Source organism: Nocardioides mesophilus, assembly GCF_014395785.1.
Lineage (GTDB): Bacteria > Actinomycetota > Actinomycetes > Propionibacteriales > Nocardioidaceae > Nocardioides_B > Nocardioides_B mesophilus.
On record NZ_CP060713.1, the window covers coordinates 2,902,392 to 2,916,860 of the forward strand.

The 14,469-nt window shown below is 72.6% G+C and carries 14 protein-coding genes; 3 read left to right on the forward strand and 11 right to left on the reverse strand.

The window, feature by feature from the left end; genetic code table 11:
• Positions 1-164 precede the first annotated feature (164 nt).
• The 4 genes from H9L09_RS14060 to H9L09_RS14075 form a co-directional block, all read right to left on the reverse strand.
• Positions 165-788, reverse strand: coding sequence for a DUF6542 domain-containing protein (locus H9L09_RS14060; RefSeq protein WP_187577518.1), 624 nt, complete (start codon positions 786-788; stop codon positions 165-167).
• Between the two features lie 52 nt (positions 789-840).
• Complete coding sequence (locus tag H9L09_RS14065; protein WP_187577519.1) at positions 841-1,986, reverse strand: DNA recombination protein RmuC; 1,146 nt, start codon at positions 1,984-1,986, stop codon at positions 841-843.
• 75 nt (positions 1,987-2,061) lie between these two features.
• Positions 2,062-3,318, reverse strand: a complete 1,257-nt coding sequence (locus tag H9L09_RS14070) for an MFS transporter (RefSeq protein ID WP_246456531.1) — start codon at positions 3,316-3,318, stop codon at positions 2,062-2,064.
• 76 nt (positions 3,319-3,394) lie between these two features.
• Entirely contained in the window at positions 3,395-4,183 is a 789-nt protein-coding gene (locus H9L09_RS14075) for an exodeoxyribonuclease III (protein WP_187577521.1), read from the reverse strand.
• 125 nt (positions 4,184-4,308) lie between these two features.
• On the opposite strand from H9L09_RS14075, the gene H9L09_RS14080 reads away from it, so the two are divergent.
• Complete coding sequence (locus H9L09_RS14080; RefSeq protein ID WP_187577522.1) at positions 4,309-4,764, forward strand: hypothetical protein; 456 nt, start codon at positions 4,309-4,311, stop codon at positions 4,762-4,764.
• 14 nt (positions 4,765-4,778) lie between these two features.
• Here H9L09_RS14080 and H9L09_RS14085 read toward each other — a convergent pair whose 3' ends face one another.
• Together H9L09_RS14085 and H9L09_RS14090 are read right to left on the reverse strand one after the other, a co-directional pair.
• Positions 4,779-5,981, reverse strand: a complete 1,203-nt coding sequence (locus tag H9L09_RS14085; RefSeq protein WP_187577523.1) for a cysteine desulfurase-like protein — start codon at positions 5,979-5,981, stop codon at positions 4,779-4,781.
• A gap of 50 nt (positions 5,982-6,031) precedes the next feature.
• Positions 6,032-7,072, reverse strand: a complete 1,041-nt coding sequence (locus H9L09_RS14090; protein ID WP_246456022.1) for a tellurite resistance/C4-dicarboxylate transporter family protein — start codon at positions 7,070-7,072, stop codon at positions 6,032-6,034.
• A gap of 79 nt (positions 7,073-7,151) precedes the next feature.
• Here H9L09_RS14090 and H9L09_RS14095 point away from each other — a divergent pair, with 79 nt between their 5' ends.
• Positions 7,152-9,668 (forward strand): DEAD/DEAH box helicase, encoded by a 2,517-nt coding sequence (locus tag H9L09_RS14095; protein ID WP_187577524.1) that lies wholly within the window; start codon positions 7,152-7,154, stop codon positions 9,666-9,668.
• A 55-nt stretch (positions 9,669-9,723) separates the two neighbouring features.
• Complete coding sequence (ychF, locus tag H9L09_RS14100; RefSeq protein ID WP_187577525.1) at positions 9,724-10,800, forward strand: redox-regulated ATPase YchF; 1,077 nt, start codon at positions 9,724-9,726, stop codon at positions 10,798-10,800.
• Between the two features lie 54 nt (positions 10,801-10,854).
• On the opposite strand, the gene H9L09_RS14105 is transcribed toward ychF, so the two are convergent.
• The 5 genes from H9L09_RS14105 to H9L09_RS14125 form a co-directional block, all read right to left on the reverse strand.
• Positions 10,855-11,637: an alpha/beta fold hydrolase gene (locus tag H9L09_RS14105; RefSeq protein ID WP_187577526.1), complete on the reverse strand. Its 783-nt coding sequence runs from the start codon at positions 11,635-11,637 to the stop codon at positions 10,855-10,857.
• A 93-nt stretch (positions 11,638-11,730) separates the two neighbouring features.
• Positions 11,731-12,546, reverse strand: coding sequence for an excalibur calcium-binding domain-containing protein (locus H9L09_RS14110; protein ID WP_187577527.1), 816 nt, complete (start codon positions 12,544-12,546; stop codon positions 11,731-11,733).
• 65 nt (positions 12,547-12,611) lie between these two features.
• Entirely contained in the window at positions 12,612-12,896 is a 285-nt protein-coding gene (locus H9L09_RS14115) for an excalibur calcium-binding domain-containing protein (RefSeq protein WP_187577528.1), read from the reverse strand.
• A 97-nt stretch (positions 12,897-12,993) separates the two neighbouring features.
• On the reverse strand, positions 12,994-13,488 hold the full coding sequence (locus H9L09_RS14120) for a DinB family protein (RefSeq protein WP_187577529.1): 495 nt from the start codon (positions 13,486-13,488) through the stop codon (positions 12,994-12,996).
• A 38-nt stretch (positions 13,489-13,526) separates the two neighbouring features.
• Entirely contained in the window at positions 13,527-14,447 is a 921-nt protein-coding gene (locus tag H9L09_RS14125) for an aminoglycoside phosphotransferase family protein (RefSeq protein ID WP_187577530.1), read from the reverse strand.
• Positions 14,448-14,469: the final 22 nt, after the last annotated feature.

The window sequence follows — 14,469 nt, forward strand, 5'->3', positions numbered from 1 at the left end:
GCTCTGCTGCCCTGTGGGGATGGTCCGGCTCCAGAACCACCGCGCCCGTGCGTGGCTGCCTCAGCAGCCGCGGACGGGCGGTTCTGTTCCCCGAGCCGGGTGCGCAGCCGCAGGTCGCGGAAATGGGCAGCTGCGGGGCGCCGCAGGCAGCCGCCGGCGGTCGCTCAGCCGTGCAGGCGGGCGCCGGAGCCGGTCCGCTGCGGCGGCAGCTCGACGGTGTCCGGTGGGGTCCCGTCGGTGAGGTCGGGCCTCGGCGCCGGCACCGGCTCCGCGACGCGGTTCGTCGGGCGGGCCGGGGAGCGGTTCGCCCCCGGACGGGCGGGGGAGCGGCTGGCCGCCGGACGCGGTGACCGCCGGCCGGCGGCGCGGATGGTGCCGCCGTTGCGCAGCACTGCCTGGCGCACCGCGAGCACGAAGAAGGTCAGGAGGTAGCCGGTCACCAGCGCGCCGGCGTGATGGGCGAGCCCGGAGACGACGGCCTGGACGACCCCGTCGCCCGGCTCCGCGACGACGTCACGGGAGACGAACGACAGCAGCAGGACGACGCCGAACATCATCAGCGGCGGCAGCACCCCGACGATGAAGAAGTCGCGCGGCCGCACCGCGAGCGCGGCGGCCAGGCAGAGCGCGACGAAGACGACGTCGAAGAGGAGCGAGAGCTGCTCGCTGAGCAGCACGTCGATGAACGCGGTGAGGAGCAGGGCCGTCACCGCGACGGTCCGAACCAGGCGGCCGGGATGGCGCCCTTCCTCCCAGAGTGTCCTCCGGGGCGTGCGCGCGCTGCTCACGCCGCCACGGTAGGGCGCGACGGGTCGTTGCGCCCTGCGACGCGCCGCGCCGTCACGCGCTTCGTCGCGGGCCTGGCTCCTCGCCCACCGCACCCAGGGCGAGCTCCGAGCGTGGCTCGGCCACCGCGTCGAGCAGCTCGGCCGTGCTGAGCGGTCGCGGCGCCTCGATCACCACCCCCGGGGAGTCCAGCTCGGCCTCGGTCAGGCCCAGCTCGGTGAACCTGCGGGCGGAGACCAGCACCCGGGTCTCCAGCGAGCCGACCGCCTTGTTGTAGGACGTCACCGCGCCGGTCAGCGACCGGCCCAGCTTGTCGAGGTGTCCGCCCATCGAGGCCAGCCGGGTGTGCAGCTCACGGCCGAGCTCGTGGATCTCCCGTGCCTTGTCGGCCAACGCCTCCTGGGTCCACGCGTGCGCGACCGTGCGCAGCATCGCGATCAGCGTCGTCGGGGTCGCCAGCACCACCTGGCGCGCGGCCGCGTGCTCCATCAGGGAGGGCTCGGCCTCGAGGGCCGCCGAGAGGAACGACTCGCCGGGCACGAAGAGAACCACGAACTCGGGGGTCCCCGGCAGCGAGCGCCAGTAGGCCTTGCCGCTCAGCGCGTCGACGTGCTGCCGCAGCTGGCGCGCGTGCCGGCGCAGGTGGGCGTCCCGCTCCTCGTCGTCCTCGGCCGAGGTGGCGTCCAGGAAGGCGTCCAGCGGCACCTTGGCGTCCACGACCACGTGCTTGTCCCCGGCGAGGTGGACGACGAGGTCCGGGCGCAGCAGCCCGTCGTCGCTGCGCACCGAGACCTGCTCGTCGAAGTCGCACCGGGCGACCAGCCCGGCGAGCTCGACCACGCGACGCAGGTGCAGCTCGCCCCACCGGCCGCGGACCTGCGGCTTGCGCAGCGCGGTGGACAGCGAGGTCGTCTCGCGTCGCAGCGCCTCGGTGGAGTGCCGGACCTCGTCGACCTGCTGCCGCAGCTGGCTCTGCCACGAGACCCGGTGGTGCTCGAGGTCGCGCATCTGGTCGTGCAGCCGGTCGAGGCTCTCCCGAACCACGGCGTGGTCGGCGGCCCGCGACTCCAGGGCGCGCTGCCCGACCGCCGCGTCGTGGCCGGACGCGCGCCCCCGCACGAACAGCACGCCGACCACGACGCCGAGGAGCACGCCGGTCAGCAGCGTGACGAGCAGGGAGAGCGTCGTACCGATGTCCATGCCTCGAGGATGCCGACCCGCACCGACAGTTCCGGGGAGGCGGCACCCGGGAGCGGGTCGCGGCGTGGGTGCCCGTCACGCCACCGGCGCGGGCACGCCCCTCGTCAGCTGCCGCACCGAGGGCAGCGAGGCGACCACGGCGGCGTACCCGATCGCCAGCACACTCATCGCGTAGAGCGTCGGGTGCACCCCGACCGCGGCGCCGGCCGCCCCGACCAGCAGGTTGCCCAGCGGGATCAACCCGGCGCTGGTGAGGTAGTCGTAGCTCGACACCCGCGAGAGCGACCGCTCCGGCACGTGCTCCTGCAGCGTGGTCTCCCACAGCGTGAAGCAGCCGGTCACGCAGATCCCGGCCAGCAGCTCCAGGCCGCCGATGGCCCAGTGGCCGAGACCGCTGCCGATGATCGCGGCCTGCGTCGAGGCGCCGACCAGCATCAGCGCGGCCACCCGCAGCGCGAAGCGCGGCCGCCACCGCAGGAACACCAGGTCGCCCAGCACGCAGCCGAGCCCGAAGCCGGTGCTGATGATCGCCCAGGAGCTTGCCCCGGACATCTCGGTGTCGGCGATCACCGGGCCCACCACGAACACCGCCGGCAGCACCACGACGTGGTAGACCGCCATCCCGGACAGGAACGAGACCAGCCACGGACGACCGGTCACCTCGGCCCACCCCTCGCGCAGACTCGTCCAGAAGTGGTCGGTGCTGGCCACCGGATCCTCCTCGTGCAGCACCGCCGAGACCACCCGCGGACGCAACGGCAGCAGCAGCGCGACGGACACCACGAAGCTGGCGGCGTCGAACAGCAGCGCGCCGCCCGGGCCGCCGGCGAAGGTCACGAGGAGGCCGGCCAGCACGGGCCCGGCGATCGCCGCGGTGGAGAAGCTCAAGCCCCGCAACGCGTTCGCGGGCTGGAGGTTCAGCGGGCTGACCGTCGACGGCAGCAACCCGGTGAAGGCGGGCGCGAAGAACGCGTCGGCCGCGCCGTAGACCGCCGCCAGCACGGCCAGGTGCCCGACGCCGGCTCCACCGGTGAGCAGCAGGGTGCCGGCGGTGAGCTGGCAGAGGAGCCGGACCACGTCGGAGACGACCAGGATCCGCTTGCGGTCCCACCGGTCGGCCCAGACGCCGGCCGGCAGCGCCAGCAGCGCGAACGGGAGGAACTGCGCGGCCGAGACCAGTGCGACGTCACCGACCCGGCCGCCGACGGAGAGCACCGCGAACGGCAGCACCACCGAGGTCACCCGGTCGCCGAGGATGGAGAGCACCTGGCTGCTGAACAGCAGCCGGTACTGCGGCTCGTCCCGCAGCACGGCGGGCACCCGCGGCTTCATCGGCACCACCCCAGGATCGCAGCGAGGTCGCCGCGGCGACGAGCCGTTTTCGACGGGCGGCTGCCGCGCGCAGACCTCAGTCGAGGTCGACGATCACCGGCGCGTGGTCGCTGGCGCCCTTGCCGGCGCGCTCGTCGCGGTCCACCGCGGCACCGGTCACCCGCTGCGCGAGGGCGGGGGAGCCGAGGACGAAGTCGATCCTCATGCCACGGTTGCGCTCGAAGCGCTGCCGGTAGTAGTCCCAGTAGGTGAAGACGTCCGGCCCCGGCGTGTGCTCGCGGGCCAGGTCGACGTACCCGGCGTCGAGCACGGCGGTGAAGGCGGCCCGCTCGGCGGGGGAGACGTGGGTGCTGCGCGCGAACCGGGTGATGTCGAAGACGTCCTCGTCGAGCGGCGCGATGTTCCAGTCCCCGGCGAGCGCCACCTGGGCGGTCGGGTCGTCGTCGAGCCAGCCGCGGGCGGCCTCGCGCAACGCCGAGAGCCAGGCCAGCTTGTAGTCGAGGTGCGGGTCGCCGAGGGCACGGCCGTTGGGGACGTACAGGGACCACATCCGCACCCCGCCGCAGGTGGCGCCGAGCGCGCGCGCCTCGGAGGCCAGCGGGTCGCCCCACTGCGGCATGCCCTCGAACCCGGGCTGTACGTCGTCGAGGCCGACCCGCGACACGATGGCCACGCCGTTCCACTGGTCGTGGCCGAGCGTCGCCACCTCGTATCCCATCGCCTCCAGGCCCATCACCGGCCACTGGTCGTCGCGGGCCTTGGTCTCCTGCAGTGCCAGCACGTCGATCTCGTGGCGGACGAGCAGCGCCTCGACCCGGTCGATGCGGGAGCGGACCGAGTTGACGTTCCAGGTGGCGATGCGCACCCGGGCAGCCTAGGCGGCGCTACAAGATCGCCGGGACGGGGTACCAGGGTCCTGGTGCCGTGCTGTTCGCGGCGCCGCTACGCGACAACGGACGGGTGAGACCGGTCCGAACGAGGAGTGGAGACATGAAGCGGTTCGCGCTCGGGCTGGCGGCGCTCGCGCTGGTGGGCGTCCCCGGCTCCTACGTGCTCGGGGCGATCTCCGCCCCGCCACCGTCGCCCGCTCCGGCCGCCGAGGGGGCCGGCACGCCGGCGACGGCCGCCGCCTCGCCCGTGCCCCGGGAGCCAGGCCCGAGCCGCCCCAGCGGTGCCGCCCCCGCGGTGGTCACCGTCGCGGCCCCCGCCGCTGCGTCCGGCCACGCCCGCCCGGCGCCGCGCACGAAGGGCCGCGGCCACGACGGCGAGCACCCGGCGCCGCCGCCCGCCTCCCGCCGGGGGAACGGTCACGGACGGGCTCTCGGGCTCGGGCACCAGGTCGACCACGCCGGTCCGGCTGCGGCGAAGCATCACGGGCACGCGCCAGCCCGGAAGCCCCAGGGTCACCGCGGCGGGCCGGACCACCGGGGCCACGGGCCCCGCTGATCCGCGGCCCGGGCTCAGCCGGCGAGCTCGGCCACCCCGGCGACGAGCCGGTCCACCTCGGCCTCGTCGGTGTACGGCGCCAGGCCGGCGCGCACGGCTCCCGCATCCCCCAGGCCCATCCAGCGGGAGGCCTCGAGCGCGTAGAAGCTGCTCGCCGGTGCGTTCACCCCGCGCGCGGCCAGAGCGGCGTGCACCTCCGCCGGCGTGAACCCCTCTACGGAGAACAGCGCCGTCGGCGTACGTCGTCGGGGCGAGCCGTGCAGGGTGACCCGCGGCAGCGCCGACAGGCCGTCCAGCAGCCGGGCGAACAGCCGCTCCTCGTGCTCCTCGGCGGCGGCCATCGAGGCCAGCACCCGCTCGCGGCGCGTCAGGTCCGCCGGCGCCGCCAGGTCGGCGATGAAGTCCACGGCCGCCGTCGTGCCGGCCAGCAGCTCGTAGGGCAGCGTGCCGAGCTCGAAGCGCTCCGGCACCGCGCCGCTCGAGGGCAGCAGCTTGGCCGGCTGCAGCCGCTCCCACACCGCCGGGTCGGCGACCGTCACCCCGTGGTGCGGGCCGAAGAACTTGTAGGGGGAGCAGGCGAAGAAGTCGGCGCCCAGCGCGGTCACGTCGACCGGTGCGTGCGGGACGAGGTGCACGCCGTCGACGTGCACCAGCGCACCCACCGCGTGCGCGGCCTGCACGATCGCCGGCACGTCGGGCCGGGTGCCGATCAGGTTGGACGCGGCGGTCACCGCCACCAGCCGGGTCCGCTCGGAGAGCACCGCCTCGACGTCGGCGACCGTGAGCTCGCCGCTCTCCTTGTCGAAGTCGACCCAGCGCACCTCGGCGCCCACGGCCTGCGCGGCGATCACCCAGGGTCGGATGTTGGCGTCGTGGTCGAGCCGGGTCACCACCACCTCGTCGCCCGGACCCCAGGAGGCCGCCAGCGTCCGGGCCAGGTCGAACGTCGCCTGGGTCATCGACCGGGCGAAGACCACCCCGCCCGGCTCCGCGCCCAACAGGTCCGCGACCGCGGCCCGGGCAGCCCGGACCACCGCCTCGGCGCGCTGCTCGGCCTCGGTGACCGTGCCCCGGTTGGCGAGCCCTCCGGTCATCGTGGCGGCGACCGCGTCGGCCACCACCTGCGGCACCTGGGAGCCGCCGGGGCCGTCGAAGTGGGCGGCTCCCAGCCGCAGGGCAGGGAACGCGGAACGGACACGCGCGACGTCGTACGACATGCGGGCCATCCTGCAACAACCCGGTGACCGCGCTCGCACCCGGCGCGGGCTCAGGCCCGGACGACGGTGCGGCTCACGTGTCGCAGCATCGCCACCAGCACGACCGCCCAGGCGGCGAGGGCGACCCAGAGCTCGGCGCGGCCGATCATGGCGACGACCGGCAGGTGGTCGCTGCGGCCCAGGTAGATGCCGGCGACGGCGTACATCCCGAGCGGGAACACGATGCTCCACAGCGTCGCCTCGTAGCGCAGCGGCACCTTGCGCACCACGTGGCGCCACCAGCCGGCCACCACCAGCACCGGGATCAGCCAGGTCGCGAACGCCCAGAAGACCACCGCGAGGCCGGCGATCAGGTCGCGGGTGACGTGCACCATCGGGGCGTCGGCCATCTCCACGATCCGCGCCCCGGCGAGCACGGTGATCGCCAGCGCCCCCATCGAGACCCAGTACGGCGGCGTCAGGTCCTCCGGACCGAACGGGTAGAGCATCAGCCGCAGCGTCACCAGCAGCCCGGCCGCGCCGTAGAGCATCACTCCCACCGACCACGACATCACCGCGAGGACCGCCAGCTCCCGGCGCCCGCTGGTGACGACCGGCTCCAGCGTGGCGGCGGCCGCGGCGACCGACTGGGAGGCCACCACCCAGATGAACCAGGTGCCGTTTGCGGTGATGACGACCGGACGCTCCTCGCGACCGAGCACCGCGGTCCAGGGCACGACGTACCCCAGCACCAGCCAGGTGCAGCCGGAGACCACCAGCAGCAGCCCGGTGAGCCAGTGCAGGCCCTCGAGCCCGAGCCGGACGCCGAGCACGTTGGTGCCGGCCACGAAGGTGAAGAAGCCGAACGCCCGCCGTGGGTCCATGAAGTCCTCGGTGACCGCGGCGCGGTACGACGCGAAGCGCCATACCGTCAGCGCGAGCAGCACCACGAACGCCACCACGCACACCGCGAGCAGGACCCAGGAGAGGAAGTGAAACCCCTCGAGGCGCAGCCCGACCGAGATGATGCCGCTGGCCATGACCAGCGCGAAGTAGCCGGGCGTCAGGCCTTCGACCGCCCGGTGGATGCGTGTCGAGAGCGCGCCCCTCACCGTTGCACCGTACCGACGCGACCGCGTCCGGGCGGTCGGATCGCCGACACTCGTGCCGGTGCGCGATGATGGGCGGTCTATGACGCTCTTCGACCGCCTGCCCAGGCCGCCCGCGGGGACCCGGAACGCCACGGTCGACGAGGACGCGCTCTACGACGTGTTCACCACCTGGGTGGGCGAGCAGGGGATCACGCTCTACCCGGCGCAGGACGAGGCGTTCCTCGAGGTCCTCACCGGCAGCAACGTGATCCTGTCGACCCCCACCGGGTCCGGGAAGAGCCTCGTCGCCACGGCGGCGCACGCCACCGCGCTGGCCCGCGGCGAGCGCACCTACTACACCGCGCCGATCAAGGCGCTGGTCAGCGAGAAGTTCTTCGCGCTCTGCGAGGTGTTCGGGCCCGAGAACGTCGGCATGCTCACCGGCGACGCCGCGGTCAACAAGGACGCGCCGGTGATCTGCTGCACCGCGGAGATCCTCGCCAACCAGGCGCTGCGCGAGGGCGCCTCGGCCGACGTCGGCCAGGTGGTGATGGACGAGTTCCACTTCTACGCCGAGTCCGACCGGGGCTGGGCCTGGCAGGTGCCGCTGCTCGAGCTGCCGCAGGCGCAGTTCCTGCTGATGAGCGCCACCCTCGGCGACGTCTCGTTCTTCCGCGACGACCTCACCCGTCGCACCGGCCGGAGCACCGCGGTGGTCAGCTCGATGGAGCGGCCGGTGCCGCTGAGCTACCAGTGGGCCGAGACCCCGCTGCACGAGACGCTCGAGGAGCTGCTCACCACCCACCAGGCGCCGGTCTACGTCGTGCACTTCACCCAGGCCGCGGCGCTGGAGCGCGCGCAGGCGCTGACCTCGGTGAACGTGGCCACCCGGGAGCAGCGGGACCGGATCGCCGAGCTGATCGGCGGCTTCCGCTTCGGTCCGGGCTTCGGCAAGACGCTGTCCCGGCTGATCCGGCACGGCATCGGGGTGCACCACGCCGGGATGCTGCCGAAGTACCGCCGCCTCGTCGAGACCCTCGCCCAGGCCGGCCTGCTCAAGGTCATCTGCGGCACCGACACCCTCGGGGTCGGCATCAACGTGCCGATCCGCACCGTGGTGCTGACCGGGCTGACCAAGTACGACGGGCACCGGCAGCGGGTCCTCAAGGCCCGGGAGTTCCACCAGATCGCCGGCCGGGCCGGCCGCGCCGGCTACGACACCGCCGGCACCGTGGTGGTGCAGGCGCCGGACCACATCGTGGAGAACGCGCGGCTGGTGGCCAAGGCCGGCGACGACCCGAAGAAGCTGCGCCGGGTGCAGCGCAAGAAGGCCCCCGAGGGGCAGGTGACCTGGAGCCGGGCGACGTTCGACCGCCTCGTCGAGGCCGAGCCGGAGCCGCTGGTCTCCCGGATGCGCGTGACCCACTCGATGCTGCTCAACGTGCTGACCCGCGACGACGACGCGTTCTCGGCGCTGCGGCACCTGCTGCGCGACAACCACGAGGAGGGCCGCAACCAGGTGCGGCTGGTGCGGCGGGCGGTCGCGCACTACCGCAGCCTGCTCGCGGCCGGGCTGGTCGTGCAGACCGACGACGCGCACGGGCGGAGGTGCCGGCTGATCGACGACCTGCAGGCCGACTTCGCGCTGAACCAGCCGCTGTCGACGTACGCCCTGGCCACCTTCGACACCCTCGACGCGGAGGCGCCGACGTACGCCCTGGACGTGGTCTCGGTGGTGGAGGCCACGCTCGAGGACCCGCGGCAGGTGCTGATGGCCCAGCAGTTCAAGGCCCGCGGCGAGGCCGTCGCGGAGATGAAGTCCGACGGGATCGAGTACGACGAGCGGATGGAGCTGCTCGACGACGTCTCCTGGCCCAAGCCGCTGCAGGAGCTGCTGGACGCCACGTACGCCATCTACGCGCGCACCCACCCATGGATCACCGAGACGCCGGTGTCGCCGAAGTCGGTGGTCCGCGACATGTACGAGCAGGCGATGACCTTCCCCGAGTACGTCGCCGCCTACGGGCTGTCCCGCTCCGAGGGGCTCGTGCTCCGCTACCTCTCCGACGCCTACCGGGCGCTGCGGCAGACCGTGCCGGACTCGGTGCGCACCGACGAGCTCGACGACCTGGTCGCGTGGCTGGGCGCGGTCGTGCGGCAGACAGACTCCAGCCTGCTCGACGAGTGGGAGGCGCTCAGCGACCCCACGGTCGTCCCGGTGCCGCCGGACGCCCTGGAGCCGCCCGCACCTCCGAAGCTGACATCGAACCCGCGGGCGCTGCGGGTGCTGGTGCGCAACGCGATGTTCCGACGGGTCGAGCTCGCCGCCCGCCTCAGCACGGACGCGCTGCACGAGCTGGAGGAGCTCGACGGCCCCGGCTGGAGCGAGGCGCTGGCGGCGTACTTCGCCGAGCACGGCTCGATCCGCACCGGTCCGGACGCCCGGGGGCCGGCGTTGTTCCTCGTGGAGACCGGCCCGGAGGCCTGGCAGGTCCAGCAGATCGTCGACGACCCGGCCGGCAACCACGACTGGCGGGTCACCGCGACCGTCGACCTCGCGGCCTCGGACGAGGCCGGCGAGCTGGTGCTCCGCGACGTCGCGCTGGTCCAGCTGTAGCGGCCCCGGTCGCGGATTGGGTGGGGACCCCGCCCGGCCCGTAGACTCGCCGCCCGTGGCACTCACCATCGGAATCGTCGGGCTCCCCAATGCCGGCAAGTCGACCCTGTTCAACGCGCTGACCAAGAACGACGTGCTCGCGGCGAACTACCCGTTCGCGACGATCGAGCCGAACGTCGGCGTGGTCGGAGTGCCTGAGCCGCGGCTGGACAAGCTCGCGGAGATCTTCGGGTCGGCCAAGAAGCTGCCCGCGACCGTGGAGTTCGTCGACATCGCCGGCATCGTCAAGGGGGCGTCGGAGGGCGAGGGCCTGGGCAACAAGTTCCTCTCCCACATCCGCGAGTCGGCCGCGATCTGCCAGGTCACCCGGGTGTTCCGCGACGAGGACGTCACCCACGTCGACGGCGAGGTCAACCCCGCCAACGACATCTCCACCATCCAGACCGAGATGATCCTGGCCGACCTGCAGACGGTCGACAAGGCGATCCCGCGGCTGGAGAAGGAGTCGCGGATGAAGAAGGAGAACGTCGCCGCGCTCGAGGCCGCCAAGGAGGCCAAGGAGGCGCTGGAGTCGGGCACCCCGATCATCGCCACCAAGATCGACCTGGGCCTGGTGCGCGAGCTCAGCCTGCTCACCGCGAAGCCCTACATCTACGTCTTCAACTGCGACGCCGACGAGCTCGCCGACGAGGACCTCAAGCAGAAGATGCGCGACCTGGTGGCGCCGAGCGAGGCGATCTTCCTCGACGCGAAGTTCGAGTCCGAGCTGGTCGAGCTCGGCGACGACGACGAGGCCCGGGCGATGCTGGAGGAGATGGGCGTCGACGAGCCGGGACTGGACGTGCTCGCGCGGGTCGGCTTCGACACCCTGGGGCTGCAGACCTACCTGACCGCCGGGCCCAAGGAGTCGCGCGCTTGGACGATCCCCAAGGGAGCAACGGCTCCCGAGGCGGCCGGCGTGATCCACACCGACTTCCAGCGCGGCTTCATCAAGGCCGAGATCGTCTCCTACGACGACCTCGTCGAGGCGGGGTCGATGGCCGCTGCCAAGGCGGCCGGCAAGGTCCGCATGGAGGGCAAGGACTACGTCATGCAGGACGGCGACGTCGTGGAGTTCCGCTTCAACGTGTGAATCCGCGCGTTCGGGCCAGGCGTGGGGCAGGAGCACGTCGTGCGCCTGCCAGCCTCAATCGGTGCTGTCGAGAATCAGTCGGGTCGCTTCGTGCGGTGCGTCCCACTGGGGGAAATGACCGCACCGCTCGAACCAGTGCAGCGCCGCGTCGGGGAACAGCTCCGTTGCGCGGGCGGCCTGGCTCGGCACGGTCACCAGGTCACGACGCCCCCAACCGATCGTGACCCGGCCGGGCACGGTGCCGGCCGGGGCTCCCTGTTGCTTGGGCCCCTTGGTCAGGGCGTCCAGGGCAGCGCCGGTCGACGGGGAGTCGGCCAGCCCGCGCACGTCCGGCAGCACGGTCTCGCGCGAGAGCGCCCAGGGCCGTGCCGACAGCTGCGCCAGCAGCAGAGTCCTTCCCACAGGGCTGCCGAGCAACGAGGGCAGCATGCCTCGCAGCGCTCGGACCAAGGCGATCGACGGCCGCAGTGTGGCGCCGAAGGCGACGAGCTCGCGGTTGCTCCAGAAGCCGCCCGGGTCCAACGCGACGGTGTCGCCGCCGACACCCCGTCTCGCGAGCTCGAGCACCATCCGGCCGCCCATCGACTGGCCGACGGTCGAGACCCCGTCCAGACCCTGCTCGCGGATGAAGTCCGCGACCGAGTCGGTCAGGGTGGCGATCGAGACCTCGCCGGTCAGCGGCGGTGTGGCGCCGAACCCCGGCAGGTCGACGGCTATGACCTCACGGTGCTCGGCCAGTGCGTCGAGGATCGGGGACCATGACCGCCAGCCAGCGCCCAGACCGTGCACCAGCAACAGCGGGCTGCCGCTTCCTCGTCGTACGTGATTCAAGGTCATATCGGGAACGCTAGCCCACGCGTACTAGGGCAATTCGGTCGCCGGCCTCCAGGACGGTCTGGAGCTTGCCTTCGAACTCGATGGCGATCAGCGTCATTCGCAGACGACGCCGTCGCTGTCACCGTCGGTGTACCAGTCGTACTCGGGGTCCTGGCCCTGGACGTAGGGGCCGTAGCCGGCGGCGATCGCGTCCGCACAGGTGGCGAACTGCGGGTCGAGCCCGGTGCCGGTGCCGGGGCCGGACTGCGTGCCGACCCGGGCAAGGGTGACGGTGATCCTGCGGTTCGCGCAGCCCGATGCGTAGCGTCGCAGGGCTCGCTTCTCGGGGCGGTTCACCGTGAGCTGCCAGCGGACCTTGACGGCGACCCACTCCCGCACGTACCGGCACCGGCCCTGCCCTGGCATCCACTCCGCGACGTCACGGTCGGACTTCGACCGGTTCGACGAGGCGGTCACCGCGACGAGGGTCCGGGAGTCGCGCAGGTCGTTGGCGTACCGCTGCCGGGTCGCGGCGTTCCAGCGGCGGGCGCCGGAGTCCCAGGCCTCGGCAAGGGGGACCAGGTGGTCGATGTCGAAGGAGCCGGAGTCGGTGGTGGTGACCCCGTCGTAGTAGGAGCGCCACCTGCCGGTCTGGATGTCGCAGCCCGAGACGGCGACCAACGACTCGGCGGCCAGCACCTCGTCCCGGGAGTCCTGGCAGTCACCGTTGGCATCGACCCAGAGCCGGAACTTGCTGCGGTCGTACCCGCGGCGCACCTCCGGCGCCTTCGGTAGCTCCTCGATCGCGCGGTAGAGGCGCTTGCTGACCCGCTCGCCGGAAGCCCCGGCGAACGCGACCGGCGCCCCGAGGACGCCCAGGCCGACGCTGGCGAGGAGCAGGGTGAGCAGGACGGTGACGACGCGTTTCATGGGTCCTCTGAGTGGATGTCGGTGCGCGTCGTGCTTCAGGTGCAGCCACCGACATGCAGGCTGGGTCAGGCCTTCTCGCAGGCGATCCGGTCGTTGTCGCGGTCAAGGGTGCCGTTGTGGTTCTCAGCCGCCCAGTGGGCCTTGTTGTTGTGGTAGAAGTTCTTCACCTTGGTGCCGCTGGTCTTGTCGACCGCGCCGCGGGTGCCCACGCCGTGGGGCCACTTCTTGTTCAGGTTGGTGCAGTTGTCGTGGATGCCGGTGGTGTGCGCCGTGGCGGCGCCGGTCATGGCCAGGGTGGATGCGACGACTGCAGCCGCGCAGGCGGCAGCGAGCTTCTTGGTTGCAGGCATGGGGATCTCTCCGAGAGTGCGCCACGTGGAGGCGGCGCCGTGTCCCGCAACGGTAGGTAAGGATGACATCCGTGTCTGGTTTTTCCGAAAAATACGGCTATGTCGCAGCTCGGTCCTGGGGGTCCGTGGCGGTGCTCAGCTGCTCGACGAGGATGTCGCCGTGGCCCGCATGCCGGGCGAGCTCGGCGATCATGTGCCCGTAGATGAACCGCAGACTGACCGGTCCCCGGTGCCAGGGGAACTGCTCGTCGAGGTCGTGCGCCGCGGCGACCTCGCGTGAGCGCTCGCACGCGGCGCGGTACGCCGCGCTCACCGACCCGACCGTGTCCTCGGGCTCCAGGACGAAGCTCTCGTCGACGGTGCCCGGCAGGCCGAGCTCGTCGCGCGGCACCCTTGCCACGCGCGAGTGGAGCCACACCTTCTCCACGAACGTGGCGTGCTTGACCAGGCCCAACGGAGTCGTCAACGACGGGACCAGACGAGCGCGGGCCGATGCGTCGTCGAGCCCGGACAGGAGCCGGCCGACTTCTTCCCGCTGCACGTCGAGCAGCCCCTCGAGCAGCGCTCGCTCACCGGCCACGAAGATCTCCATGCGTGCAGGCTAGGCCGTCGGACGCGTGGCCCGGAGTCCTACAGCTCGCCGAGCACCGCCTGCGCCATCGCCCGACGGCTGGCACAGCGAGCCGGCATCGTCTCCCAGTAGTAGGGGAAGGTCACGAAGGCGATGAGCAGCGCCCAACCCATCGACGTCAGCCAGGAGGCGTCGTCCGCGCCGACCTGGCTGCGGAACGTGGCCCTGCTCTCCGCGTCCAGCAGCTCCCACGCTGCGATGCAGTCGACGGCCGGGTCGCCCACGGCCAGTCCGCCGAAGTCGAGGACGGCGACCAGCCGGTCCCCACGGACGAGCAGGTTCTCCGCCAGCAGGTCGCCGTGGTACCAGCCGGAGACCGGCACCCGGTCGCGTGCGGCGGCGAGCGCCGTGTCCCACAGCCGCAGCGCGGCGTCGGTGTCCAGGTCGAGGCAGGGCAGCCGCCTGCTTGCCTCGACCGCCTCGCGGAAGTCAGCGTCGAGGTCGGGCAGTGGACCGCCCCGGTACCAGGACAGGGCGTCGTCGCGCACCGCCTCCTCCGGGACCGCGATCTCGCGCATCTGGGTGACCACCGCAGCGAGGTCACGGGCCAGGGCATGGCGTGCTGGCTCCGGCGAGCCGTCCTCGGTGATCACGCTCGGCAGCTGCCCGTCGATCCACCGGGTCACCGACCAGCGCTCCGGGTAGCCCAGGTCGGGCTCGCACACCGTCAGCACGCCGGGAACCGCGACCGAGAGGCCGGCCGCGATCACGGGCAGCCAGCGGGACTCCTTCGCGATGATGGCCGATCCCCCGGGCTGCCGCGGCAGGCGCACCAGCAGGTCCGGACCCAGCCGGAACAGGGCGTTCGACGACCCGGACGCCTCCAGCGCGCGGACGTCGAGGTCGGCGTACGCCGGGAGCGCCCGAGCCACCAGGCGGCGCACCAGAGCGACGTCGACGGGGATCTCGTCGTCATGCATCACGGCTGGCCCGGACGGCTTC

Bases quoted from the DNA above. Each gene is read 5' to 3' on its own strand.
- H9L09_RS14065 (WP_187577519.1), bottom strand. From the start codon at position 1,986: ATGGACATCGGTACGACGCTCTCCCTGCTCGTCACGCTGCTGACCGGC.
- H9L09_RS14070 (WP_246456531.1), bottom strand. From the start codon at position 3,318: ATGAAGCCGCGGGTGCCCGCCGTGCTGCGGGACGAGCCGCAGTACCGG.
- H9L09_RS14080 (WP_187577522.1), top strand. From the start codon at position 4,309: ATGAAGCGGTTCGCGCTCGGGCTGGCGGCGCTCGCGCTGGTGGGCGTC.
- H9L09_RS14085 (WP_187577523.1), bottom strand. From the start codon at position 5,981: ATGTCGTACGACGTCGCGCGTGTCCGTTCCGCGTTCCCTGCCCTGCGG.
- H9L09_RS14095 (WP_187577524.1), top strand. From the start codon at position 7,152: ATGACGCTCTTCGACCGCCTGCCCAGGCCGCCCGCGGGGACCCGGAAC.
- H9L09_RS14105 (WP_187577526.1), bottom strand. From the start codon at position 11,637: ATGACCTTGAATCACGTACGACGAGGAAGCGGCAGCCCGCTGTTGCTG.
- H9L09_RS14110 (WP_187577527.1), bottom strand. From the start codon at position 12,546: ATGAAACGCGTCGTCACCGTCCTGCTCACCCTGCTCCTCGCCAGCGTC.
- H9L09_RS14115 (WP_187577528.1), bottom strand. From the start codon at position 12,896: ATGCCTGCAACCAAGAAGCTCGCTGCCGCCTGCGCGGCTGCAGTCGTC.
- H9L09_RS14120 (WP_187577529.1), bottom strand. From the start codon at position 13,488: ATGGAGATCTTCGTGGCCGGTGAGCGAGCGCTGCTCGAGGGGCTGCTC.
- H9L09_RS14125 (WP_187577530.1), bottom strand. From the start codon at position 14,447: ATGCATGACGACGAGATCCCCGTCGACGTCGCTCTGGTGCGCCGCCTG.